We start from the raw sequence: 23,578 nt of genomic DNA, 5'->3' as shown, positions 1-23,578 counted from the left end.
GTGTTCAGATTGCGACGGCCGCCCTCGCCCATGCCGCCAGCGCGATCCTGTCGAGCTTGCCGCTGCCCAGCCGCGGCAGGTCATCGACGAAGACGATGTCGCGAGGCAGCTTGAAATGCGCGAGGCGCGGCTTCAGCCAGGCGTGCAGATCCTCGGGGCTGACCGCGCTTGCCGGACGCCGCACGACGTAGACCCGCAGCACTTCGACCTTGCGCGGATCCGCAACACTTACGGCGGCGCAGTGCGTCACGTCCTCGTGGCCGACAAGGCAGCGCTCGACCTCCTCGAGGCTGACGTTCTCGCCACCGACCTTGGCCATCAGCTTGATGCGGCCGCGATACGTGACGTAGCCGTCCTCATCGATGCTCACGAGGTCTTCGCTGTGCACCCAGCCCTCGGCATCGATCGCCCTCGCCGTCTCCTCGGGCTGGTTCCAGTAGCCGATCATGGTGTTGCCGCGGATCCACGCCTCGCCGGTCTGGCCGGGGCCGAGATCGCGTCCGGTTTCGGGATCAACCACCCTTATCTCGTTGCCGGGCAGCGGCCTTCCGCCGGTCGACAGCATCTTTGCGGGATCATCGTTGGGGCCGGTGATAGCGCAAGGGCCATAAGTCTCGGTCAGCCCGTAGGGAGAGAACGCGAAGGTGACGTTGGGCATCACCGCACGCGCCGCATCGTTGTGGAGCGGCGCCATGCGCAGCCTCGGGAACGTGATCGCGCGCGCCTGCGCCTCCATCACCGCTTCCTTGCCGAGCACGCTGACGAAGATCGTCGCCTGTTCCTCGACGATAAGCCGCACGGCCAGATCGACGCTGAAAGCCTCGGTGAAGACCAGCGTGCCGCCCTGCGGCAGCATGCTCATCAGGCCATAGATGCTGCCGCCTGCATGAAACAGCGGCATCATCGAGAAATAAACGTCGTCCCGCCGCATGCCCGTGCGACCGGCATGTAGGATACCATTCGCCGCGAAACCGCCTTGCTGCAGCATCACGCCCTTGGGAAAGCCGGTGCTGCCCGAGGTATACTTGACCACGAAGACGTCCTGCGGCGTCACCGCCTCGGCCATCCGGTCGGCAACGGCCAGCCAGTCGCCATGGCCTTCGCGGCCGACCGCCTCAAGCACCGTCCAGTCGAAAGCGGCGCGGTGGGACGTGCCTTCGCGGGCGAACAGGACCACGTTGCGCAAGTCCGGCATCGCGCGCGAGCACAATGCGCCGGGCACCTGCGCCTCGGCGAATTCGGGACAGATTTCAGCAAGGATCGCTGGCATGTCGAGCTTGCGGAAGCGATCGAGCATGATCAGGTGGCGCGCCCCCGACTGCCGTATGCAATAGGCGATTTCCGGCGCTTTCAGGAACGTGTTGATCGGCACCACCGCGGCCCCGATCCGGGCCGCCGCGAAGAACGAGACGATCCATTCCAGCCGGTTGGTCATCCACAGCACGATCCGGTCGCCGCGCGTGACGCCGATGCTGGCGAGGCCCGCCGACAGATCGCGCACCCTATCCAGAAGTTGGGCATACGTCAGTCGCGTAACCGCGCCCGCATCGTCGGCCGCAACCAGCGCGTCACGGTCGGGGTCGCGTGCGGCGGCGTCGCTCAAGACCTGCCACATCGTGCGCGATCGGGCCGCCTCCAGCGCTTCCCGATCTTTCCGGGTCACCGGCCGCCACGCGATCTTTGCTTGCGGATCCGCGATCATCCGGCCGCGAACTCCGGGCGGTCGAGCCGGAATAGCCGCGCCGCATTGCCGCCGACGATGGCCGCCTTGTCCGCCTCGGAGATGTCGATGCCCTCGAACAGTTCGGCGATGACCTGCCGGGACCGGGGGAACGTGCCTTCGTGGTGCGGATAGTCCGCGCCCCACAGCAAGGCCGCCGTCCCGGTGACAGAACGCGACATGATCCCGGCACGATCCGTCTGGAACGAGCAGGCGACCTGCCGGGCGATGATCTCGCGCGGGGTCAGCGACAGCTTGGGCCGCACGAAGGACTGGTGCGCGTCGTAGACCTCGTCCATCCGCTCCGCGAGGGCCGCCAGCCAGCTCGCGCCGCCCTCGATCACGCAGACCTTGGCGCCGGGGAAGCGATCGAGCAGCCCGCCCGCGACCATGGCGCCGATTGTGATCATGCCGTCCGTCGCCTGGATCATGTAGTTCATCACCGCGCCGCCCGCGCCGCGAAAACTGCGCACGTCGTTGCGGCCGGTCCCGGTGTGCAGCGCGAAGACGATGCCAAGGCGCTGCGCGGCATCGAAGACCGGATCCCATGCCTCGCTGGTATATTGCGGAATGCCGGAATCGCGCTCGATCAGGCTGGGCAGCATGGCGGACGTGAAGCCGAGCGCGGCAAGGCGCTCCATCTCAGCGATCGTATTGCGAAAGTCGCGCACCGGCAGGATGCCGCAGCGCACGAACGAGCGCGTATGGTCCTTGAGCAGACCGTGCAGCCAGTCGTTGTAGACTTGCGCCGTGGCCAGTTCCGCCTCCGCGTTCTCGATCATGTAGGCGGTCAGGCCGAGGCTGGGGAACACGATCTCGGCATCGACACCGTCGAGGGCCATGTCCTGCAGACGGAACTCGACTTCCCGGTTGCCGCGCCGGTCCGGGCGGCCGAACGGTTCCCCGTCAGCCCCCAGGCGTGGCGGCCCACGCTCGATGGGGGTTTTCTGCAGGACCTTGTCACCCGCCATCGACAGGATGAAATCATCCTGCTTCACCGCATGAAGACCGAAAGTGCGCAACGAGGGCGGCAGCCCTTCGCTGAACAGATCCGATGGCTCGACGAAATGTCCGTCGGCGCTGAATACGAAAGTCATCCCGCCCTCTCCCGAAAGCGGCCGCGCTGGCTATTCCCTTTTCCGAAAACCCGCTGATGATGCAGGCGCGACTGCACGCACCGGGTAATCCCCGGCAAATGCACCTCTCCCTGCCCTATCTGCTTGCTCCGCGCGGCCTGCTGCCTTGTATACGCCGAGAATTAGACCGGGAGCGGTCACCGGGATAGCTGCGAAATTCGGAACACCCCTATCGACGTAACCGATGGGTCAGGCATTTTCGATAAGGTATCGGTCGAAAGCGGCGACCAAACGCCCCCGAGATATGTTCCGCGGCCGGGCGAGGCTGAGCGCGCGAGTATAGGAAAAGCCGGATACAGCCAGTTGCACGAGCCGCCCTTGCTCCAGGTCGGTCCTCACCACTTCGTGTGACAGGCAACCGATACCACCACCGGCGACCACTGCATCACGAATGCCCCAGTTGCTGGTGGATTCGAAAGCGACACGCAGTTGACCGATCTGCTCGTGCATCAGGTAGCGCAGGCGCGCGCATTCAGACGAGGCCGCTTCGCGCAAGCACCATCGCTCTCCCGCCAGATCACCGATCGCCAGACCCTGCCTTCTCGCCAGCCGATGGTCAGGGGCGACGATGAGCACCATCTCGTCGGTGCGCCAGGGAGTCAACTCGACACCGGGAACATCGGGGAAGTTCTCGATCACCGCAGTCTCGAGCTCGAACCGGCTGAGCCGCTCGAAGAGGTCCATGGTGGACTGGGATTCGACGCGGATCTGCACCTCGGGATGGTTGCGCATGAAGCCGACGCAAAGTTGAGGCAGAATCGTCTCCGCCACCATTGGAGTCGCGCCCAGTACGAGTTGCCCGTTCAACGGGGCATCGTCCCGATCTCCTTCGATATCCTCGATCGTGCAAAGGACCGAACGAATGGTGGAACGCAGCCGTTTTCCTTCGTCGGTGATCTGAAGCGGCCGCCCCTTGGCATGAGCAAAGAGTTGCCGGCCAAGGATGATCTGCAGATCGGTCAAGGCGCTGCTTGCCGCGCTCTGGCTCATGTTCAGGCGGTTTGCCGCAGCGGTCACGCTGCCGGTTGCCGCAACCGCATCAAAAACCTGAAGTTGCCGGATCGATACCTTCATGTTGATGGAGTGCCGTTCGGCGCCCGCGCCGGCAAGGGATTTCACAAAGGCGAAGGCAGCTACTGGTTATGCGATGGCAAAGTCATCGGCGATGCGAATGCTCGTGGCAATGTCCCTCCGCCAGAGCGGCGATCATGGCCTGGGCATGGCCCATGCACGCAAGGAGTGTCCGTCGTTGGGCATACGATCACATCGCGGCCGGTTTCCAGTGAGCCTGGCGTAAAATCTGGAAAAATATGATGCGTCCGAAAAACCAAGATCTTCGGATACCTGCGCAATAGTCGCATTTGTGAACGCCAGAAGCCGCCGAGCCTCCAGAATCAGGCGGGCATGGATAAGCTCCGTCGGCGTACAACCCAAGCTGCGCTGACATGTCCGATTAAGGGTCTTCGCGGTGATACCCAGTCGCCGTGCATACCAGGAAACGCTGCAATGCTCTCGCAGGTGAGTTTCAATTAGCCGACGGAACGCCACAAGGCGTTCTTCGTCGAGCGTCTCGTCTTGAATGGGTAAAGGCAGAGACCTGACGAGCGCTTCGGCCAGAGCCATGAACATCGGTTGCGGTGCGCGCCAGTCTGCCTGACAATTGAGCAGTTCGTCACACAACCAGGACACCCGCGCGACGTTAGCCTCCGGTACGGTTCCGCAGGCACCTTGGGTAAGCAAGCGCAGCAGAGGATCGTTGCTACCTGTCGCGCGCGAGGTAAATCCCGCCGAGAGCGTCATCACATGCCCGGATGTCTCCGGCGTAAAGCGGAATCCGTGCACGCTGCCGATCGGCACGATCATGTAACAGGGGGCGCAAAGATGGCGCACCAGATCATCGCAGCGGAACTCAACCTGTCCGTTGGATAACAGCAGGGCCTGCACGCTGCGCAGATGGCGATGCGGCGAAATCTCCCAATCGTACAAGGCGCTGCGCGTCGCTATCGTTTCTATATGCGCGAATTCCGGGACATTATCGCCCGACTTCTCGCCATACAGGACGAAGCTGGGAATAGAACTATGCTGCATCGCCCTGTCCCAAAAGTACCTGTCATATGACCTTGCCGTCTCTTCCAGCAGAGGTCCGCCGCTGTCAATCGATGGCTATGCGAACGCGCCGAACCAGAGCGCGCCGCCCGTGGAGATTGCGCGATGAAGACACAGGTTGCAATTATTGGGGCAGGACCTGCGGGTCTATTGCTGGCACACCTTCTAAAAGCCGAAGGCGTGGATTGCATCGTGCTTGAACGCCAGACCGGGCCTTACATCCTGTCGCGCATCCGCGCCGGTGTGCTGGAACGGGTCACCGTCGGCCTTATGGAACGCCTTGGCCTCGATGCGCGCATGAAAGCGGAAGGCCTGCCGCATGACGGCTTCAACCTGGCCGACGGCGAACGGCTGATCCGCATCGACATCAAGGCCCTGACAGGCAAGCAGGTCATGGTCTATGGCCAGACCGAGCTGACCCGCGACCTGATGGAAGCCGCCGAACCGCGCGGCCTGGAGATAATCTACGAGGCCGCCGACGTCGCCCTGCATCATATCGAAAGCGACGCCCCTTTCGTGACCTACACCAAGAATGGCGCCGAGCACCGGGTCGATGCCCGCTTCATCATTGGATGCGACGGCTTCCACGGCCCATCACGTCAGACGATTCCCGCGTCTGTGGGCCGGACTTTCGAACGGGTCTATCCTTTCGGCTGGCTTGGTATTCTGGCCGACGTGCCTCCGTGTAACCATGAACTGATTTACGCGAACCATGATCGAGGTTTTGCACTCGCCTCCCAGCGCAGCAACGTGCGCAGCCGTTATTACATCGACGTTCCGGTAACCGAGAGGGTCGAGGACTGGAGCGACGAACGCATCTGGGATGAACTCAGCATCCGCCTGGGGCCCGAAGCGGCCGCACACATCACGCGCGGCGCCTCCATCGAGAAATCGATCGCGCCGCTACGGTCCTTCGTGTTCGAACCGATGCGCCATGGCAGCCTGCTCCTGTGCGGCGACGCTGCACATATCGTGCCGCCCACCGGCGCCAAGGGACTAAACCTTGCAGCCAGCGACGTTCACTATGCATCAGAGGCGCTGCTGGCGTTCTTCAAGAGCAACGATGGCGATGCGATCACCGGATATTCCGAGAAAGCCCTCGCCCGCGTCTGGAAGGCAGAGCGTTTCAGCTGGTCGCTGACCAAGCTGATGCATCGCTTCCCCGATGACGGCGCCTTCGAACGCCGCATCCAGCTTGCGGAGCTGGACTATATCGCATCGAGCGATGCAGCGCAGCGCGTCATCGCGGAAAACTACGTTGGCCTCCCGGTCTGACGCGCCAAGAAAAAGCCCCGCCCGATCGATCCGGCGGGATCAAACTCGATTTACCCCGCTATGGCGTCGTGCACGATGGCCAGGGTATCCCGCAGTTGGGCAACCTTCACCTGCCCCGGCGCGGACGGATCACCCAGGGCGCCGAAGCTCAGCGCGGAACCGAACGCTTCCCCGCCAGTCGCGACACGGCGCCGATACCACCCATCGCCATCGTTACCAGCGGCCGATCGCCGTGGTCGCGACGCATGATCCAGGTCGCTTCCAGCAGCCGCAGCAGGTCGCCGGCATCATGCGGCATTACCGCCAGCTTGCAGATATCCGCCCCGAGCGCCTGCTGCCGGCGCAGCAGCGTAACCATGACCTCAACCGAAGGCGTGACCGCAAAATCGTGGTGCGACAGGATCACATGGCGTCCCATCGCCTGCACATCGGACTTGAGCCTGGCCACTGCCGGATCGGACAACAAGGCGGCTTCGATGTCGATCAGGTCGCCTGCACCGCTTTTCAGAACCGCCTGATAGATGGCCGCGTACTCGGCCGGAGTGATGGCCTTCTGCCCGCCTTCGGCCTTGGTTCTGAACGTCACCACCAGCGGCTTGCCCTTGATGGCATCGGCCACCGGGCGCATCGTTGCCGCGACCGCCTGCGGATCGAGGGTGGCATCCAGAAAGTCGACCCGGTATTCCACGACGTCGACCTCGCTCATGCTGCCCAGCAGGCGCGCCCGCGACAGCACCGCATCGGGTGTAGTTTCGATCAGCGACACAATGGTCTTGGTACGACCGGCTCCGATCTCCACGTCACGAATCCGTATCGGCCGGAGCTGATTCGGTGCTTTCGGAGCAGGAGCCGCGGCCATCGCCGTAGCGCCGATAGTGGGCAGGATTCCTGCCGCTGCACCAAGGGCAAGAGCCTGGCGGCGCCGCATCAAAGGCATATTCAATCTCCGCAAGTGTCATGAACCGATCTTGTGGTCGGCATTCGTGTGTACTAAATGGTACATAACCTGATGGGAAGTCTCCTCGTTCCACTTTTTCACGTGCGGTCCGACGCGGGCCGGTGCATTGCGCCGAGCGGATCGCTATTGTCCCCTGGCGCGGCAATCGGATATGCAGGCCTATGCTGACGATCCGGCAGATAGAAATCTTCCACGCCGTGATGATCACCAAGACGGTGAGCGGCGCAGCGCGAATGCTGGGCACGTCGCAGCCAGGGCTGAGCCGCATGATCGGGCACATGGAAGACAAGCTGCGCTTCCGCCTGTTCGACCGTACGCGCGGCCGCCTGCTGCCCACCCCCGAAGCGCAGGCGCTGTTCCGGGAAGTGGAGCAGGTCTTCAAGGGCTTCAGCGACCTCGAACACGTGGTGCAGCGGCTGGCCAAGGGTGTCGACCGGACGTTCCGGGTCGGTGCATCGCCCTCGCTTGGGCATTCGGTGGTGCCGCAGATGCTTTCGCGGCTGACGGGCAACTACCCCGACGTCACCATCCAGTTCGACGTGCTTTCGGTGGAGCAGGCGGTCGACTGGCTGGCCCTGCAGCGCGGCGACTATGCCTTGAGCGTCTTTCCCATCGACCATCCCAACGTGCTGTCCAGCCGCATCGGCAGCGGCCGCATGGTCTGCGCCGTCCCGGCGGGGCACCGGCTTGCGGACCGGAGCCATATCGCCCTTGCCGATATGCACGGCGAACGAATCCAGTCCTTCCGCAAGGAAACGCCGCACGGCCAGATCATCGCTCGAATGTACGAAGAAGCGGGCGAGGTATTGGACGTGGCGACTTACGTGCGCTTCGCCGAGACGGCCGTAGCCTTCGTCGCCAACGGCATGGGGGTAGCGCTGGTTGACAGCTTCACCGCGATGCAGCCCCATGCCGACACCGTACGCTTCCTGGAATTCGAGCATCCCGGCACCCTGCCCGTCTACATAAGCCGAAATCTGGAAACGGCACGGACGCTGGTTGGCGAAACGTTCGAAGAGATCGCGCGCAACATTCTCCTGGCTTTGCCGCGATCTGCGACGCATTCCCACCCATAACATAAGGGCATGCCGAACATCGTTGCGTGGTGTGCGAGAATTACGCTGTTGCCGTTACGACATGATCGGTAAGGCCCGACTGACGCTGTTCAATGACCGGGCGAGCACAGGCGCAAAGCAAGCGCCGTGAAGAGGATGGAAAAGAGCGTTACCATGGCAAGTTATTCCGCCTCGGGGTCGGTTTCCGTCCGCCCCTACGTCACCGTGCAGGGCCAGTCCTCAAGCGTGAAGGAACTGTCCGGCGACGACCGATGGTCTGCCCGGCAGGTGCTCATCGTGGCGATCTGCTTCATGCTCAACATGCTGGACGGCATGGACGTGCTGATCCTGTCGTACATCGCACCCGCATTGTCTGTGGACTGGCGGATCAGCCCCGAGAGCCTCGGCGTCGTCTTCAGCGCAAGCCTCGCAGGCATGGCCGCCGGCGGCCTGCTGGTGGCTCCGCTGGCCGACAGGTTCGGGCGGCGCAAGCTTATCCTTGCCTCGCTGGTCATGATGGCCGCCGCCATGTTCGGCTCGGGGTTGGCAAGCTCGATCACCGAACTGCTGATTAGCCGCTTCATCGTCGGCATCGGCATCGGCACCGTCCTCGCCAGCATGGCGGCCCTGACGGCCGAATATGCTCCCGCCCGTCACCGCACCTTCGCCGTGGGCTTCCTGCAGGCCGGATACCCCGTCGGCGCGACCCTGACGGGCTTTCTCGTCGCCCAGCACATCGAGGCGCACGGGTGGCAGGCCATGCTGCTGGGCGCGGCGACGCTGTGCCTGCTGTCGATCCCGCTCGTCTTTGCCTTCCTGCCGGAATCGGTGGAGTTCCTGCTCTCCCGGCAGCCTGCGAACGCACTGCAGCGGGCCAATCGCCTGCTCGTCGTCATCGGCCGCGCTCCGCTTGAAGCCCTGCCGGAGCGCAAGAGCGCCCAGGCCGAGCACGTCGGGCTGCGCGGCCTCCTCAGCGAGGGCGCGCGGCGAGCACCATGCTGTTGTGGCTGGCGATCACGTTCAGCTTCATGACGCTCTATTTCGTCATCAGCTGGATCCCCAAGCTCGCCGTCGAAGCGGGCCTCCCGGCCAAGGACGCGATCTATGCCGGGGCCATCTTCAACATCGGCGCCTTCGTCGGCATTTCGCTGCTGAGCTACGTAGCCATGCGCTTCGACCTGCGCCGCCTCATCCTGGGTTACATGTTGCTGGCGGCGGTTGCCCTGGTAGTGTTCGGCGCCGTGTCGATGCCGCTGGCCGCGACGCTGCTGACCGCATTCCTCATCGGCGTCTTCGTGCAGGGAGGGTTCAACGGCTGCTATCCGCTGGCGACCAGCCTCTATCCAGCCGAGGCACGCAGCACCGGCATCGGCTGGGCCATGGGCATAGGCCGCATCGGCGCCGTGATCGGCCCGATGCTGGGAGGGTTTCTGCTGGCAGAGAAGGTCTCCCTTCCCGTCATCTTCACGGTGTTTGCAGTACCGGTCGTGCTGGCGGGCTTCTGCGCCTCGCTGATCCGCCTGCCCGGCCAGCGCTGAACTGAAAAACAAGAGCCCCATCTGCCAAACGGCGGACGGGGCTCTTGCCTATTTACTCCGCCCCTGCTGTCGCCGCGCGATAGCGGTTTTGCGCGGCAAGCCGGACACCGGCATTGGGCGCTCCGTACCCGACATAGGCAGGTGCCCGTTCGACGAACTCGAAGAAGAACAGCTTGTCAAAAGCCCGGCTGTACAACTGCCGGTATGCATTGCCTTCCAGATCCTCGTCGTAAAGCATCCCGGCCTGCACCATCCCTGCCAGCACTTCGTCCGTCAGTCCGAAGCGGGCGGCCAGATCGTCATAATAGTTCGCCGGAATATCAAGCATCGCAGCGCCGCGTGCCTGAAGCGCCTGGGCGGTGGCGCACAGATCGTCGCTGGTCAGGGCAACGTGCTGGAAGCCGCCGCCTAGCCCCTGCGCCAGGAAACGCGACGAGAGCGTCTCGCGCGCATCGGAGGCATTGAGGGTCAGGCGGAAGGCGCCGTCGGGCGACTGCAGGGCCTGACTGTGGACCAGTCCGGCCGGATCGATGACGTCCTGCGCATCACGGCCTTCCAGCCCGAACAGGGCGCGCCAATAGAGCTGCCAGGACAGGAACTCGTCATTGTGGACGACCGCTGCGAGGTGATCGATGTCCCGCACCGCCGTGTCACCCTGCGCGGCGGAGACATCCGCCGACTCGAACTCCCGCGCCCACAGCGCCTCAGCGCCGGCGTCCTCGACAAGGTAGACAAGGCTGCCGCCGACGCCTCGCAAGGCGGGCATCGCCATGCGCCCCGGACGGCCTTCCGGTTTATAGGCGCGAATGCCCAGAGCGGCGGCGCGATCCATCACCGCCTGCGCGTCGTTCACCCGCACGCCGATCGCGCAGATCGAGGTGCCGTGCACGATTCGATAGGACTGTGCGAAGCCCTTCGGCTCGGCATTGACGACCAGATTGACCTCACCCTGACGCCATCGCGTCACCTTCTTGGTGCGGTGCGTGCCCCTCCTTGCGAAGCCCAGTTCGGCGAAGGTTTCGCCCAGCCGTGCCACGTCTTCCGACCCGGCGGTGAATTCCACGAACTCGGCCCGCATCGGTGCCTGGGCGGCGGGCATCGCCGTCGGACGGCCCAATACGCGAAGGGCGGCGTCGCGGACATATTCGAGCGAGCGATGCCCGTCTTGCGCGATCAGCCTGGTGGAGATCGAACGGAAGCGGTCGTTGAATATCTCCAGCGACAGCGGCCCTTCATAGCCGGTGCGCAGAATCTCCGCGACGTAGTTGGTCAGGTCGAAACCGCCCTGCCCCGGAAGATTGCGGAAATGGCGGCTCCAGTAGAGCAGGTCCATGTCCAGCAGCGGCGCGTCGGCCAACTGGACATAGACGATCTTGTCGCCCGCGATGTCGCGGATGCTGTCATTGGGAATGCCGCGCGACAGCGAGTGGAAGCTGTCAAGAATGATGCCGATCGAGGGGTGATCCACCTCCTTCACGATCGACCATACATCGCGATGATCGTTGACGTGCCGCCCCCAGGCCAGCGCTTCGTAGCCGACGAGGATGCCGCGCCGGGCGGCCCGCTCGCCCAGTTCGCGGAAATCATCGACGATGCGCTGCCGATCGCCGAGCGAGGCGGGCGAGCAGTTCGAGCACACCAGGATGCGATCCGTGCCCAGTGCCTCCATCACGTCGAACTTGCGTTCCGCACGGTCCAGCGCCCGCTGCCGCAGGGCACCGGGCATGCCTTCGAAATCCCGGAACGGCTGATAGAGCGAACAGGACAGCCCGGCATCCTCCATCAGCCTGCGGACCTGCTGCGGACGCAGCGCAGAACCTATCAGGTCGTTCTCGAATATCTCGACGCTCTGGAAACCCGCTTGCGCGGCAGCGGCCAGCTTTTCTTCAAGGGTGCCGCGCAGCGACACGGTGGCAATGGCATTGTGCATCGGATGCTCCGCTGGACATGGTGTACTCCATATCTGCGCAGCAGGGCATGACTTTAAGCGGTTGCGGAGCCGTCTTTCATAGCATTTGGTTATACCCGCCGGATCACTCCGGCGGGCGATACCGTCAAAGTTCTCCGGGCCAGTAAAGCCGCATGGGATTGGTCACCAGCAGCTTGTGCTGCAATTCCAGTGTCGGGGCGATGCGCGGGATCATGTCGACCAGATTCCCGTCGTCCGGGATAGCATCCTGCATGTTGGGGTGGGGCCAGTCGGTGCCCCAGAGCACGCGATCCTGATAATCCGAGACCAGCGGCGCCACGGCATCCGCAAAGGCGTTCCACGGATCGCCGGCCGGGTCGAGGCGGTCCGGACAGGTCGCCTTGAACCAGATATCGTCACGGCTATCGAGCAAGGCGCGAAAGGCTTTCATGTCAGCACCGTGCGGCCCTTGCCGGACATCAGGACGGCCCATGTGATCGATCACCAGCGGCACCGGAAGCGCATCCATGAAGGGGCGCAGTTCCTCAAGAATGTCGGCCTCGAAGTAGATTACGACATGCCAGCCTTCGGGAAGGCGCCCGGCCACTTCGAGGAACTTGTCCTTGGGCGCGTCATCGACAAGACGCTTGAGGAAGTTGAACCGAATGCCGCGAATGCCACCTTCGTGCAGCGCGGCAAGGTCTGCCTCAGAAATCGCCGGATCGACCACCGCGACCCCGCGGGCCTTGCCATTGCTCTTCACGATGGCGTCGAGCGTGGCTGCATTGTCCGTGCCGTGGCAGCTTGCCTGAACGATCACGTTGCGCGCAAAACCCAGATGATCGCGCAAGGCGAACAGCATATCCGGCCCGGCGTCCTCGGGCAGATACTTCGCCTTGGCGCTGAACGGGAACTGCGCCATCGGTCCGAAGACATGGCAATGCGCGTCGATCGCGCCTGCGGGCGGAGTGTAGAGCGGCTTCGAGGGCGCGCCGTGCCAGGAAACGATACGATCAGACATAGACAATCCCATCCATCAGCTTGCGCGCAGTGCGCAGCAGGGCCGCACTGACGACGGCGCCGCTTTCGTCGGTTTCAAGTACGCAGGTCATCTCGCCGGTGGGGTGCTCGACCGAGAGGGTCTTGCGTGCGCCTGCCGGCGTCGCCGCGACCTCGGCGGCGGGCGAGCCTTCAAGCAGGCACGCGGTCGCCACCGACACCGCCCCCAGCACGCCGATCGTGGCATGGGCACGGTGCGGGATGAAGCTGCGGACGGTGACCGCCCCGCCGTTCCTTGGCGGCGCGACGAGCATCATCTTGGGTACGGACTTGTCGGTTACGTCGCCCAGATTCATCCGCTCGCCCACGGCAAGCCGGATCGCCTCGATCCGCGCCTTGAGCTGCGTGTCGGCATCCAGCGTGTCGCGATCCTCATAACCGGTGATCCCCACGTCCTTCGCCTTGAGCACCACGCAGGGCATGCCGTTGTCGATCAGGGTTACCGGCACGCCGTTCACCACGTCGACCGCATTGCCGGTAGGCAACAGCGCGCCGCACGATGAACCGGCGGTGTCGCGAAACTCCAGCGGCACCGGAGCATGCGTGCCGGGCACCCCGTCGATCGCGGCTTCGCCCTTGTAGGTGACCTTGCCCCCGGCGTTTGTACGGTAGCGACGGCGACCTGCCCGGTGTTCTCCATATAGATCGCCACCGGCGTCTCATCGCCAGTGGCGGCCACCAGCCCGCGTTCGATCGCGAAAGGGCCGATCCCGGCCAGAATGTTGCCGCAGTTCTGCGCGTCGGTCACGACCGCCTTGTCGACGAAGACCTGCAGGAACAGGTAATCGACGTCGATCCCGTCCCGTGCGGATTTCGCGACGACCGCCACCTTGCTGGTCAGCGGATCGGCACCGCCCATGCCGTCGATCTGGCGCGGATCGGGCGAGCCCATCACGCCCAGCAGGAAGGCATCGCGCGCGGACGGTTCGGCGGGCAGGTCGTCCTTCAGGAAGTACCCGCCCTTGGACGTGCCCCCGCGCATCCACATGCAGGGAGCGCTGACGGAAGGGTCAGACATACTTCAGACCTTCCTTCTCCAGACGCTCCCGCATCTTGTACATGTCGAGGCCAAGGACGCCGCTGGCCAGCTTCTCGCGCTTTTCGCCTTCATTGGCTTCGCGGGCCTGCGCGGCGGCCAGAACTTCGGCTGCCTTTTCACGCGGGACGACGCAGACGCCGTCGTCGTCGGCCACGATCACGTCACCCGGCTGCACGGCGGCATTGGCGCAGACCACGGGCACGTTGACCGAGCCCAGCGTGTTCTTGACGGTGCCCTGCGCATAGACCGCCTTGGACCAGACGGGGAAGTTCATCTCCGTCAGGTCGCGCACATCGCGCACGCCGGCGTCGATGATCAGGCCACGGCAGCCGCGCGCCTGCGCGCTGGTGGCGAGAAGGTCGCCGAAATAGCCGTCCTCGCAAGGGCTGGTCGGGGCGAGGAGCAGAATGTCGCCGTCCTTGAGCTGCTCGATGGCGACATGGACCATCCAGTTGTCGCCCGGTGCCGCACTGATAGTCACCGCCGAGCCGGCGATGCGCGCGCCATTGTAGATCGGCCGCATATAGCTGGCGAGCAGACCCGTGCGGCCCTGCGCTTCGTGAACGGTTGCCACGCCGCACCTGGCGAGACCGTCGATCACGGCCGGGTCAGCGCGCTCGATGTTCTGGACGACGATACCACTCATGACATGCACTCCTAGTTTTGCACCGAGATGGCGAAGCCGCCGTCGCAACGGAAAGAGAACTTTGGAAAGTGCGATTGGATTTGGCTAAGAGTGACCGCATGGACATCTGGACGCTGAACCTTCGGCACCTTCATGCGGTGGAGCGAATTGCCCGGTTGGGAACGGTCAATGCCGCCGCCAGCGCGGTCAACCTAAGCCAGCCCGCAATAACACAGGCGCTGGGCCGGCTGGAGGACACGCTGGGCCTGCCACTGTTCGAGCGTCGCCATGACGGCATGATCCCGACCCGCGCGGGCGAGATCCTTGCCCCCGCATCGCCGCCGCGCTGGCTCATATACGGAGCCCGCACGTCACCATGTCGCGGATGCGCGCGATGCTGGCAGTGGCGGAGACGGGCAGCTACACCGGCGCCAGCCAGGCGACCGGGCTATCGATCCCATCGATCCACCGCGCCGTCAGCGATCTGTCGCTGGCGCTGCGCCGCACGCTGGTGAGCCGCCGGGGCAAGTTCGCGATCACGACCGATGCAGGCAATCAACTGGCGCGCGAGTTTCGCCTGGCTCAGGTCGAACTGGAAGCGGGACTGTCCGAAGTCATGGCCCTGCGCGGGCACGAAACACGGCGCATCGCCATCGGCGCCATGCCGCTGTCCCGCGCGCGCATCCTGCCTGCCGCCGTCGCCCGCTTTCTTGCGCGAAGGCCACAGGTTCGCCTCACCATCGTCGAAGGATCGCGCGCCGAACTGGTCGAACCGCTGCGCAGCGGCGTGATCGACCTCATGGTGGGCGCCCTGCGCGAACCGCTGACCGAGCCTGACCTCGCCCAGCATCGCCTGTTCGACGACGTTCCGGCCTTCTACGCAAGGCACGGCCATCCCCTGGCGGACACCGACCCGACCGGCGCGGACATGGCGCGGTTCCCCTTCACACTGGCCCCGCGCGGAACCCCGCTGCGCGACAGTTTCGAAGGCTATTTCACGGACCTCGGCCTGCCCCTGCCGCCGGTTCCGATCAGATCGGGATCGGTGATGATGATCCGGCAGGTCCTGATGGGCACCGACTTCATCACCCTGCTTTCCCCCGATCAGGTATCCGTGGAAGTCGAGGCCGGATGGCTGCGCCCGCTGGCGCGCCTGCCCGAACGATTCGCCCGTACAATCGGCATGACGACCCGCGCCTCCCTCCTTCCCACCGAGGTCCAGTCGGAGTTTTTTGCCGATCTCGAAGCCGCCGCACGCGATTGCGGACTTACACAGACTTAGCGCAGTGTTATAACTCTTCGCGAGTTCCGATTTGCGACCGAACGGCACTCAACGGCACTTAAGCCGCCATGAGAGGCACCATAGGCATCATCGGGTTTGGCGAAGCCGGGGCGACGTTCGCCAAAGCAGCGTCATGGCAGGAACGCGCGCGCGTATTCGATATTGCTAAGTCCCGATTGGCCACCATGACCGGGCTTGGCGTCATGCCGTGCCGGGACATGGGCGAGGCCGTGACGGGGGCAGCCATCGTCCTTTCACTCGTCACCGCCGACCAGGCGCTGCAAGTCGCGCGGGAATGCGCCGGGCTCATCGCGCCAGAAGCTCTCTTCTGCGACATGAACTCCATCGCTCCCGGCACCAAGCGGGAAGCCGCGCGCGCTTTCGCGGACGCGGGCAGGCGCTATGTCGATGTCGCAGTGATGGCCCCGGTCGACCCGGCCCGCATGGCCGTGCCGCTGAACATCTCCGGCCCCGATGCGCAGGAGGCTGAAAGCCGCTTGCGCGACGCGGGCTTTACCAGAACCACTGTCGTCGGCGATGCCATCGGCCGGGCCTCCGCGATCAAGCTGGTGCGCTCGGTCATGGTCAAGGGGCTGGAAGCGCTCACCGCCGAGATGATGCTGGCCGCCCATGCCGAGGATGTGGCCGAGGCCGTGCTCGCCTCGCTCGACGCCAGCGAGAAGACGATTTCCTGGGCGACACGCGCCGACTACAATCTCGACCGCATGCTCGTCCACGGCCGCCGCCGCGCCGCAGAGATGGCCGAGGCCGCGCAGATGCTGCGCGATCTGGGCATCGATCCGCTCATGACCCAGGGCACCGTCACCCGCCAGCAGGCGCTGGGAGACGTCGGGGCTGAATTCACCATCGAATCGCTGCCGGAAGGCTTCACCGCGAAGCTTGCGGCCATTACCGCCACACCTAAGGGAGAGAACTGAGCCATGTCGCTCGTCATCGACTGTCACGGTCACTACACCGTCCTGCCCAAAGCGCACGACGCCTGGCGCGAGGCCCAGATCGCCGCGTTCAAGGCCGGCGAGCCGATCCCGCCCTACCCCGAGATTTCCGACGAGGAAATCCGCGAGACGATCGAGCAGAACCAGCTGAAGCTGATCAAGGAACGCGGTGCGGATCTGACGATCTTCTCCCCCGCGCATCGGCCATGGCGCACCATGTCGGCGATCAGGCGATTTCCGAGGAGTGGGCCTTCCACTGCAACAACCTGATCGCCCGCGTGGTCGCGATGTTCCCCGAGACGTTCGTGGGCGTCTGCATGCTGCCTCAGTCGCCCAAGGCGGACCTCACCGCCTCGATCAAGGAACTGCGCCGCTGCGTGGAGGAACTGGGCTTCATCGGCTGCAATCTCAACCCCGATCCGGGCGGCGGCCATTTCGAGCACCCGCCGCTGACCGACGAATACTGGTTCCCGATCTACGAGGTCATGTCGGAACTGGATGTACCGGCGATGATCCACGTTTCGGGTTCGTGCAACCCGGCGATGCACGCGACCGGCGGCTTCTACATCGCGGCGGACACCGTAGCCTTCATGCAGCTGATGCAGGGCGACCTCTTCGCGAAGTTCCCGAAGCTGCGCTTCATCATCCCGCACGGCGGCGGCGCGGTGCCCTACCACTGGGGCCGCTATCGCGGACTGGCCGACATGCTGAAGAAGCCCAGCCTTGACGAGTACATCATGAACAACGTGTTCTTCGACACGTGCGTCTACCACCAGCCCGGCATCGACCTGCTGGCCGACGTGATCGCCAACAAGAACATCCTGTTCGGCTCGGAGATGGTCGGCGCGGTGCGCGGCATCGATCCGCAGACGGGCCACTATTTCGACGACACCAAGCGCTATGTCGATGCGCTCGACATCAGCGACGAGGAGCGTCACGCGATCTTCGAAGGCAACACCCGCAAGGTCTTCCCGCGCCTCGACGCGAAGCTGAAGGAACGCGGCCTGTGACCGAAAAGGCTGTGATCGGCCCACGGGACATTCACGAATATCTTAGCGAGTTCGACGATATCCCCGGTACGCGCGTCTACACTGCCGCGCGCGCCCGGCAGGGCTACCATCTGAACCAGTTCGCGATGAGCCTGATGAAAGCAGAGAACCGCACCCGCTGGCTGGCGGACGAGCGCGCCTACCTGAACGAATGGCCGATGACCGACGACCAGAAGGAAGCCGTGCTCGCCCGCGACTACAACCGGTTGCTCGATCTTGGCGGCAACATCTACTTCCTGTCCAAGGTCTTCTCGACCGACGGCCTCAGCTTCCTGCAGGCGGTCTCGACGATGACCGGTATGAGCGTCGATGAATACAAAGCCATGATGGATGCCGGCGGCCGTTCGCCCGAAGGCGTACGCTCGATCAAAGGAAACTGTTGAAATGGCCCGCATAACCGCAGGCATCGCCTCCAGCCATGTGCCGCTTCTGGGTGTCGCCGCCGATACCGGCAAGGACCGGGACGCCTATTTCGGCCCGATCTTCGCAGGCTACGACTGGACGCGAGAGTGGATCGCGAAGCCCGAGAACAAGCCCGACGTCGTGATCCTGGTCTACAACGACCACGCATCGGCGTTCGACATGAAGATCATCCCGACTTTCGCGATCGGCTGCGGCGAACGCTACAAGCCCGCCGACGAAGGCTGGGGACCGCGCAAGGTGCCGGACGTCGAAGGCCACCCGGACCTCGCCTGGCACATCGCGCAGAGCCTGATCCTCGACGAATTCGACATGACGATCATCAACGAGATGGACGTCGATCATGGCCTGACCGTGCCCCTGACGATGATGTACGGCGCGCCCGAGAACTGGCCCGCCAAGGTCATCCCGCTGGCCGTCAACGTGGTTACGTATCCGCCGCCCTCGGGCAACCGCTGCTGGGCACTGGGCGAGGCGATCGCCCGCGCGGTGCAGTCTTTCGAGGGTGAGGATCTCAACGTCCAGATCTGGGGCACCGGCGGCATGAGCCACCAGCTTCAGGGGCCGCGCGCCGGGCTGATCAATGCCGAATGGGACAACATGTTCCTCGACGGCATGGTGGGCTCCACGCAGAAGCTGCGCACGATCCCGCACATCGAATACCTGCGTGAAACCGGCTCCGAAGGTATCGAGATGGTGATGTGGCTGATCATGCGCGGCGCGCTGGGCCGCGAAACCAGGGCGCTGCACCGCCATTACCACGTACCGTGCTCCAATACCGCGATCGGGCACCTCGTGCTCGAACCGGTGGATGGCACGGTGCCGCCCAGCCCGACGCTGGAAGGCAACAACGCGGCAGCCCAATCCGCGATCTGAATTTCGTTCGTTACATTTCATCCATTCCTTGGGAGAATACCATGCGCATAGCCCTCGTGGGCGCCGGTGCTTTCGGTGAAAAGCACCTCGACGGCCTCAAGAACATCGACGGCGTGGAAATCGCCTCGGTCATCAGCCGCTCCGCCGAGCAGGCCGCCGAAGTCGCCGCCAAGTACGGCGCGCCGCATTCCGGCACCGATCTGGCCGAAGCACTGGACCTGCCCGATGTGGACGCGGTGATCCTGTGCACTCCCACCCAGATGCACGCCGAACAGGCGATTGCCTGCATGAACGCGGGCAAGCACGTTCAGGTGGAAATCCCGCTGTCGGACAGCTGGGCCGATGCCGAAGCGGTCGTCGCCAAGCAGCAGGAAACCGGCCTAGTCTGCATGGTCGGCCATACCCGCCGCTTCAACCCTTCGCACCAGTACGTGCACAACAAGATCGCCGCCGGCGAACTGACGCTGCAGCAGCTTGACGTGCAGACCTACTTCTTCCGCCGCAAGAACATCAACGCCAAGGGCCAGCCGCGTTCCTGGACCGACCACCTGCTGTGGCACCACGCCGCGCACACGATCGACCTGTTCGCCTACCAGTCGGGCAAGATCGTCGCCGCCAACGTGCTGCAGGGGCCGAAGCACCCCGAACTGGGCATCGCTCTGGACATGTCGATCCAGCTCAAGGCGGAAACCGGTGCGATCTGCACCCTTTCGCTGTCGTTCAACAACGACGGCCCGCTGGGCACCTTCTTCCGCTACATCGGCGATAACGGCACGTATATCGCGCGCTACGACGATCTCGTGAACGGCAAGGAAGAACCGATCGACCTGACCGGCGTCACCGTTTCGAACAACGGCATCGAACTGCAGGACCGCGAATTCATCGCCGCGATCCGCGAAGGGCGCGAGCCGAACTCGTCGGTCGGCAAGGTGCTCGACTGCTACCGCGTGATCGGCGAACTGGCCGCCAGCCTCGAAGCGCAGGACGGCTGGTCCTGACGGCACGACGCATCCGCATGGGACGTAGCCCGATGATCGCAGCCGGCATCCGTTCCTGAGCCATGCAAGCACCGTGACCACTTATGGTCGCGGTGCTTCAGGCACGCAGCGAGGCCACACGGCGCGCCATAAAGCGATCATCCAGGCACAGGCGCCATGGAAATGAAGCGGAAATCGCTCTCATTCATGCATCAGCGGACGGTGAAGCCGTAGCTGCCCTCGATGCGGTGCTGGTCGGCGCCGGCCGCGTGCCAGGTCAGGATGTGCCGGTCGGAAGGGGGCGCGGCAGTGCCGCCGTCACGGCCCTGCCCTTGGCCCTGGCGACGATGCCTTTGATCGGCATCGGTTTATGATCGGCCATTCCGGGCATACCGGTCATGACAAGATCGAACCCTGACAGCGGCGCAACGAGGTCTTCGGAGAAGTTGAGGACGATCGAGGTCGGCCTGGTCACGGCGGATTTCGCCGCCGGGGTCGCGCTCAACAGCTCGGGATGGGCGAACGCCGCGGCGGGCAGGACTGCCATGGACAGGCCGATGGCGGCCGCAGGGACAGCAAGGCGCATCGCAAGGTTTCCTCATTCGATCCGGACGAACCAGCTTGTCCGGATTTACATGAGGTCATACGCAAGGTCCGGCGCGATCCCTCTCATGCGTCGCGAAATTTTTACGGGGCGAGGGATGCGGCGATTTGCCGCGTATGAGCAGTGAGCCCGACGGCGTGTGGACGTGTGAAAGGAGCGAAGGCTTGGACGATCTGGATCGCATGTTTGCACAACTGCGCGACGAACCCGTGCCAATGGCCCTTGGCACGCTCGATGGCAAAGTCATGGCCGGGCTGGCGGCAGGGCGCGAGCGATGGGCGCTTCACAGATCCCTCCTGCTTGCCTGCGTTGTCGCCGGCGGAGTCGGTTTGTGGGGCGGCCTTTCGGGCAGTGCCGGACCGGATGGTGCGCGTGAGCATGCCTACGTCCACGCGGACACACTGCTTGGCCTGCCCGCTGCGGCGCCTTCGCACTTGCTGGTGTCCTGAGGGATGGGAAACGTCTCCCGCTATTGTCTGGTCGCGTTGCTGGCATTCCTTGTCGCACTCGGTGCGCTCTGGCTGGGGCAGCGGCTGCGGGAACCGGAACCGCAAGAGAGCCGGATTCATGTGGTTCTTCATCGCGAACTGAATCTCGATCCAGCTCAGATGGAGCGTATCGAACTGCTGGAGAAGGGCTTCGCCTCCCGGCGGGCGCGCCTCGAAACGGAATTGCTGGCGGCCAATTCCGATCTCGCGGCCGCTATCGCACACGAACACGCCTATGGTCCGGATGTCGAGAAAGCGGTTGATCACTCTCACGTGGCGATGGGCGAACTTCAGAAGGCAACATTGCAGCACATCTTCGCGATGCGCGCCGTCCTGCGCGCCGACCAGACCGGCCGTTTCGATACGGCAGTGGCAGAGGCGCTGACGTCCCCGCCGCAGGACTGATCTGCCAGTGACCGGCGCACGACAGAGCCGCATTGATGCACGCGGCGACGCGAAGGGAGACGAGTCCCGCGCCGTCGCGCTCGCGCTTGCCGGTGGGCAGGCCGGGTTCGATACGCTGATGGCTGCGCACCGCAGCGCCGTGTTCCGCGTGGTGCGTGGCCATGTGGGCAATGATGCCGATGCCCTCGACGTCACGCAGGAGAGCTTCGTCGCAGCCTTCCTCGCGCTGCGCCGCTATGATCCGGCGCGGTCGTTCCGGGCATGGGTACTGCGGATCGCCCTCAACAAGTGCCGCGACTGGGCACGGCGGCGAGCGGTACGGCGGTTCCTGTCCCTCGCCCTGCCGATGGAGCATGCCCTGGCAGTCGCCGATACCGCACAAGAACCTGAAGCAGCGCTGGCGTCGCGCCGCGAGGTCGATCGCATTCATGCCGCCCTGGCCGCGCTCCCCGATACCCTGAAAGAGCCGATGCTGCTCTGCGCGATCGAGGGTCTGGCTCAGGACGAAGCGGCTGCGATACTCGGCATCAGCCGCAAGGCCGTCGAGACACGCATCTACCGTGCCCGGCAGAAATTGTCATATTTGATAGAGGGATAGCGGCGGGATTTGGTGAGGGGCATCGAAGCGTCCATCTTTCGGAAACCGGCAGGTCCGGCAGATCGACAGACCCCGATCACCACGAACCCCGCCGGAGCCCTGCTTCATAATCAACGTCTTTGCGCGTCTGAGGAGCAGGATGCCTTTCCCACCGCGCGGCCGACGATTTGCTCGGAATTCATTGCGAATTCTCAGACAATTCCGGCCCCCAGCCCTACCGCCGCGCGTTCCTGCGCCTTGCGGTCGCGCCAGCGGCTTTCGCGATAGACGCCCAGCACGTCCGCCGCGCCGCCCGCATCGATGCGTGCCTTCGCGAGAATCGGAGAAACGTCCACGTTGTAGGCCCGACGCAGGGCCTGGAAGGCCATCATCGTGTCGTTCGCTTCCTGCGCCAGATGCAACGCCTCTCGGTCGACCAGCAGTGCCTTGGCGTAGCACGATCCGATCGCCTCGGCCGAAGACAGCATGGATTCGATCGGGTCGGTGACGTTGTGCGACTGGTCGATCATGTAGCTGGGGTTGAAGCCATCACGCGGGGCCAGTTCGGCCTCGACCAGTTCGTTGAACACCAGGAACAGCTGGTGCGGATTGATCGAGCCGGAATCGAGGTCGTCGTCGCCGTACTTGCTGTCGTTGAAGTGGAAGCCGCCGAGCTTGCCGAACCGGTGCAGGCGCGCCACGATCTGCTCGATGTTGACGTTGGGCGCATGGTGGCCAAGATCGACGAGGCACTTGGCCTTGGGGCCAAGCTCCTGCGCGGCAAGGATCGAGGAACCCCAGTCGCTGATGACGGTGGAGTAGAACGCGGGCTCGAACATCTTGTGCTCCAGCAACATCCGCCAGTCGTCCGGCAGCGCGGCGTAGACCTCGCTCGCAGCGTCGAGATAGCGGTCGAGGCTGCGGCCGAGGTCCTGCTGGCCGGGAAAGTTGGTGCCGTCGCCCACCCAGACCGTCAGGTCGGTGGAGCCGAGCTGGCGGCCGATCTCGATGCACTCGATGTTGTGCTCCACCGCCTGCGCCCGCGTCGCCTCGATGGTCGAGGAGAGCGAGCCGGTGGCATACGTCTGCGCCTGCCCCTTCTGGTCCTGGAACGTGTTCGAGTTCACCGCATCGAAGCCCAGGCCGAGGCTCGCCGCCTCCTCGCGCAGCCCCTTGTAGTCGCTGACCTTGTCCCACGGGAAATGCGGGCTGACGCGCGGGGTCAGGCGCGAGAGCTGGTTGATGACCGCGCAGTCCTCCAGCTTCTCGTGGATATTGGTGGGCTCGCCGGGGATGGGGAACTTGGCGAAACGGGTGCCGCCGCGCCCCGCGCCCCATGTCGGCACCGCCACGGAGAAGCCCGCAACCTTGTCCCTGATCGCATCGATGGCGATGCCCGAACGCTCCAGCTTGCGGCCCAGCGAGGCGTAGTCGTCTTCCAGCGCCTCGGCGGCGCGGGCATTGGCTTCCGCGATCAGTTCGGCGGAAATCGGCAGGTTCGTCATTGTCTCTTATCCTCTTCCC

22 protein-coding genes and 4 pseudogenes are annotated in these 23,578 nt (G+C 64.3%); 14 read left to right on the top strand and 12 right to left on the bottom strand.

Translation table 11 applies throughout. The features are described 5' to 3' along the window. Positions 1-4 precede the first annotated feature (4 nt). The 4 genes from KZO24_RS18950 to KZO24_RS18935 all read right to left on the bottom strand — a co-directional run bounded on the left by KZO24_RS18950 (position 5) and on the right by KZO24_RS18935 (position 4,944). Complete coding sequence (locus KZO24_RS18950) at positions 5-1,663, bottom strand: class I adenylate-forming enzyme family protein (protein ID WP_271183015.1); 1,659 nt, start codon at positions 1,661-1,663, stop codon at positions 5-7. A gap of 35 nt (positions 1,664-1,698) precedes the next feature. Further along, a complete protein-coding gene (locus KZO24_RS18945; RefSeq protein ID WP_271183016.1) occupies positions 1,699-2,817 on the bottom strand; it encodes an amidohydrolase family protein in 1,119 nt (372 codons plus the stop codon). Positions 2,818-3,045: 228 nt separating this feature from the next. Then, the gene (locus KZO24_RS18940; protein ID WP_271183017.1) at positions 3,046-3,975 is read right to left on the bottom strand and encodes a LysR family transcriptional regulator; all 930 of its coding nucleotides are present in this window, start codon (positions 3,973-3,975) and stop codon (positions 3,046-3,048) included. 87 nt (positions 3,976-4,062) lie between these two features. Then, on the bottom strand, positions 4,063-4,944 hold the full coding sequence (locus KZO24_RS18935; RefSeq protein ID WP_271183018.1) for a helix-turn-helix domain-containing protein: 882 nt from the start codon (positions 4,942-4,944) through the stop codon (positions 4,063-4,065). Positions 4,945-5,067: 123 nt separating this feature from the next. Between KZO24_RS18935 and pobA the strand changes: the two genes are divergently transcribed. Then, positions 5,068-6,237, top strand: coding sequence for a 4-hydroxybenzoate 3-monooxygenase (pobA, locus tag KZO24_RS18930; protein ID WP_271183019.1), 1,170 nt, complete (start codon positions 5,068-5,070; stop codon positions 6,235-6,237). Between the two features lie 50 nt (positions 6,238-6,287). Here pobA and aroD read toward each other — a convergent pair. Continuing rightward, positions 6,288-7,096 (bottom strand): annotated as a pseudogene (aroD, locus tag KZO24_RS18925) (type I 3-dehydroquinate dehydratase). A 260-nt stretch (positions 7,097-7,356) separates the two neighbouring features. Here aroD and KZO24_RS18920 point away from each other — a divergent pair. From KZO24_RS18920 to KZO24_RS18910, 3 genes are all read left to right on the top strand, one after another. Beyond that, on the top strand, positions 7,357-8,271 hold the full coding sequence (locus KZO24_RS18920; RefSeq protein ID WP_271183021.1) for a LysR family transcriptional regulator: 915 nt from the start codon (positions 7,357-7,359) through the stop codon (positions 8,269-8,271). A 153-nt stretch (positions 8,272-8,424) separates the two neighbouring features. Next, positions 8,425-9,282, top strand: coding sequence for an MFS transporter (locus KZO24_RS18915; protein WP_486487540.1), 858 nt, complete (start codon positions 8,425-8,427; stop codon positions 9,280-9,282). Beyond that, on the top strand, positions 9,246-9,788 hold the full coding sequence (locus KZO24_RS18910; RefSeq protein WP_486487539.1) for an MFS transporter: 543 nt from the start codon (positions 9,246-9,248) through the stop codon (positions 9,786-9,788). Before KZO24_RS18915 ends, KZO24_RS18910 begins: the two co-directional genes overlap by 37 nt. Positions 9,789-9,840: 52 nt before the next feature. Here KZO24_RS18910 and KZO24_RS18905 read toward each other — a convergent pair whose 3' ends face one another. The 4 genes and pseudogenes from KZO24_RS18905 to ligK form a co-directional block, all read right to left on the bottom strand. Beyond that, positions 9,841-11,718 (bottom strand): bifunctional sugar phosphate isomerase/epimerase/4-hydroxyphenylpyruvate dioxygenase family protein, encoded by a 1,878-nt coding sequence (locus tag KZO24_RS18905; RefSeq protein ID WP_486487538.1) that lies wholly within the window; start codon positions 11,716-11,718, stop codon positions 9,841-9,843. Between the two features lie 124 nt (positions 11,719-11,842). Further along, on the bottom strand, positions 11,843-12,718 hold the full coding sequence (locus KZO24_RS18900; RefSeq protein ID WP_370424302.1) for an amidohydrolase family protein: 876 nt from the start codon (positions 12,716-12,718) through the stop codon (positions 11,843-11,845). Next, positions 12,711-13,774, bottom strand: a pseudogene (locus KZO24_RS18895) (4-oxalomesaconate tautomerase). The gene KZO24_RS18900 and the pseudogene KZO24_RS18895 overlap by 8 nt, the downstream one beginning before the upstream one ends. Further along, positions 13,767-14,441 (bottom strand): 4-carboxy-4-hydroxy-2-oxoadipate aldolase/oxaloacetate decarboxylase, encoded by a 675-nt coding sequence (ligK, locus tag KZO24_RS18890; protein WP_271183026.1) that lies wholly within the window; start codon positions 14,439-14,441, stop codon positions 13,767-13,769. The pseudogene KZO24_RS18895 and the gene ligK overlap by 8 nt, the downstream one beginning before the upstream one ends. A 98-nt stretch (positions 14,442-14,539) precedes the next feature. Here ligK and KZO24_RS18885 point away from each other — a divergent pair. From KZO24_RS18885 to KZO24_RS18855, 7 genes and pseudogenes are all read left to right on the top strand, one after another. Next, a pseudogene (locus tag KZO24_RS18885) lies at positions 14,540-14,680 on the top strand (helix-turn-helix domain-containing protein); the annotation flags it as partial. Positions 14,681-14,796: 116 nt separating this feature from the next. Further along, on the top strand, positions 14,797-15,702 hold the full coding sequence (locus KZO24_RS18880; RefSeq protein WP_486487537.1) for a LysR substrate-binding domain-containing protein: 906 nt from the start codon (positions 14,797-14,799) through the stop codon (positions 15,700-15,702). Between the two features lie 68 nt (positions 15,703-15,770). Then, a complete protein-coding gene (locus KZO24_RS18875) occupies positions 15,771-16,640 on the top strand; it encodes an NAD(P)-dependent oxidoreductase (protein WP_271183028.1) in 870 nt (289 codons plus the stop codon). A gap of 3 nt (positions 16,641-16,643) precedes the next feature. After that, a pseudogene (locus KZO24_RS18870) lies at positions 16,644-17,668 on the top strand (amidohydrolase family protein). Between the two features lie 11 nt (positions 17,669-17,679). After that, a complete protein-coding gene (ligA, locus tag KZO24_RS18865; RefSeq protein ID WP_271183154.1) occupies positions 17,680-18,090 on the top strand; it encodes a protocatechuate 4,5-dioxygenase subunit alpha in 411 nt (136 codons plus the stop codon). Between the two features lies 1 nt (position 18,091). Continuing rightward, positions 18,092-19,003, top strand: a complete 912-nt coding sequence (locus tag KZO24_RS18860; RefSeq protein ID WP_271183030.1) for a class III extradiol dioxygenase subunit beta — start codon at positions 18,092-18,094, stop codon at positions 19,001-19,003. Between the two features lie 41 nt (positions 19,004-19,044). Next, the gene (locus KZO24_RS18855) at positions 19,045-20,001 is read left to right on the top strand and encodes a Gfo/Idh/MocA family oxidoreductase (RefSeq protein ID WP_271183031.1); all 957 of its coding nucleotides are present in this window, start codon (positions 19,045-19,047) and stop codon (positions 19,999-20,001) included. A 191-nt stretch (positions 20,002-20,192) separates the two neighbouring features. Here the strand turns inward: KZO24_RS18855 and KZO24_RS18850 are convergent, their stop codons facing one another. Together KZO24_RS18850 and KZO24_RS18845 are read right to left on the bottom strand one after the other, a co-directional pair. Further along, a complete protein-coding gene (locus KZO24_RS18850; protein WP_370424341.1) occupies positions 20,193-20,261 on the bottom strand; it encodes a hypothetical protein in 69 nt (22 codons plus the stop codon). Then, positions 20,258-20,566 (bottom strand): copper resistance protein CopC, encoded by a 309-nt coding sequence (locus KZO24_RS18845; RefSeq protein WP_370424298.1) that lies wholly within the window; start codon positions 20,564-20,566, stop codon positions 20,258-20,260. Before KZO24_RS18845 ends, KZO24_RS18850 begins: the two co-directional genes overlap by 4 nt. A 182-nt stretch (positions 20,567-20,748) precedes the next feature. Between KZO24_RS18845 and KZO24_RS18840 the strand changes: the two genes are divergently transcribed. From KZO24_RS18840 to KZO24_RS18830, 3 genes are read left to right on the top strand one after another with little or no spacing between them, the layout of a single operon-like run. After that, entirely contained in the window at positions 20,749-21,033 is a 285-nt protein-coding gene (locus KZO24_RS18840) for a hypothetical protein (protein WP_486487536.1), read from the top strand. 3 nt (positions 21,034-21,036) lie between these two features. Further along, a complete protein-coding gene (locus KZO24_RS18835; protein WP_271183033.1) occupies positions 21,037-21,477 on the top strand; it encodes a periplasmic heavy metal sensor in 441 nt (146 codons plus the stop codon). Between the two features lie 7 nt (positions 21,478-21,484). After that, the gene (locus KZO24_RS18830; protein WP_271183034.1) at positions 21,485-22,075 is read left to right on the top strand and encodes an RNA polymerase sigma factor; all 591 of its coding nucleotides are present in this window, start codon (positions 21,485-21,487) and stop codon (positions 22,073-22,075) included. 191 nt (positions 22,076-22,266) lie between these two features. Here KZO24_RS18830 and KZO24_RS18825 read toward each other — a convergent pair whose 3' ends face one another. After that, positions 22,267-23,559 carry a sugar isomerase gene (locus tag KZO24_RS18825; RefSeq protein ID WP_008832079.1) on the bottom strand — a complete coding sequence of 431 codons (1,293 nt, stop codon included), beginning with the start codon at positions 23,557-23,559 and terminating at the stop codon, positions 22,267-22,269. Positions 23,560-23,578 lie beyond the last annotated feature (19 nt).

The organism is Novosphingobium sp. NFX11 (assembly GCF_057376415.1).
This window is presented reverse-complemented; position numbering and strand designations above follow the sequence as displayed.

What these genes read in the sequence shown, in the direction of transcription:
- KZO24_RS18945 (WP_271183016.1), bottom strand. Translation starts at nt 2,817, where the DNA reads ATGACTTTCGTATTCAGCGCCGACGGACATTTCGTCGAGCCATCGGAT.
- KZO24_RS18935 (WP_271183018.1), bottom strand. Translation starts at nt 4,944, where the DNA reads ATGCAGCATAGTTCTATTCCCAGCTTCGTCCTGTATGGCGAGAAGTCG.
- pobA (WP_271183019.1), top strand. Translation starts at nt 5,068, where the DNA reads ATGAAGACACAGGTTGCAATTATTGGGGCAGGACCTGCGGGTCTATTG.
- KZO24_RS18920 (WP_271183021.1), top strand. Translation starts at nt 7,357, where the DNA reads ATGCTGACGATCCGGCAGATAGAAATCTTCCACGCCGTGATGATCACC.
- KZO24_RS18915 (WP_486487540.1), top strand. Translation starts at nt 8,425, where the DNA reads ATGGCAAGTTATTCCGCCTCGGGGTCGGTTTCCGTCCGCCCCTACGTC.
- KZO24_RS18910 (WP_486487539.1), top strand. Translation starts at nt 9,246, where the DNA reads ATGCTGTTGTGGCTGGCGATCACGTTCAGCTTCATGACGCTCTATTTC.
- KZO24_RS18905 (WP_486487538.1), bottom strand. Translation starts at nt 11,718, where the DNA reads ATGCACAATGCCATTGCCACCGTGTCGCTGCGCGGCACCCTTGAAGAA.
- KZO24_RS18900 (WP_370424302.1), bottom strand. Translation starts at nt 12,718, where the DNA reads ATGTCTGATCGTATCGTTTCCTGGCACGGCGCGCCCTCGAAGCCGCTC.
- ligK (WP_271183026.1), bottom strand. Translation starts at nt 14,441, where the DNA reads ATGAGTGGTATCGTCGTCCAGAACATCGAGCGCGCTGACCCGGCCGTG.
- KZO24_RS18880 (WP_486487537.1), top strand. Translation starts at nt 14,797, where the DNA reads ATGTCGCGGATGCGCGCGATGCTGGCAGTGGCGGAGACGGGCAGCTAC.
- KZO24_RS18875 (WP_271183028.1), top strand. Translation starts at nt 15,771, where the DNA reads ATGAGAGGCACCATAGGCATCATCGGGTTTGGCGAAGCCGGGGCGACG.
- KZO24_RS18860 (WP_271183030.1), top strand. Translation starts at nt 18,092, where the DNA reads ATGGCCCGCATAACCGCAGGCATCGCCTCCAGCCATGTGCCGCTTCTG.
- KZO24_RS18855 (WP_271183031.1), top strand. Translation starts at nt 19,045, where the DNA reads ATGCGCATAGCCCTCGTGGGCGCCGGTGCTTTCGGTGAAAAGCACCTC.
- KZO24_RS18845 (WP_370424298.1), bottom strand. Translation starts at nt 20,566, where the DNA reads ATGCGCCTTGCTGTCCCTGCGGCCGCCATCGGCCTGTCCATGGCAGTC.
- KZO24_RS18835 (WP_271183033.1), top strand. Translation starts at nt 21,037, where the DNA reads ATGGGAAACGTCTCCCGCTATTGTCTGGTCGCGTTGCTGGCATTCCTT.
- KZO24_RS18825 (WP_008832079.1), bottom strand. Translation starts at nt 23,559, where the DNA reads ATGACGAACCTGCCGATTTCCGCCGAACTGATCGCGGAAGCCAATGCC.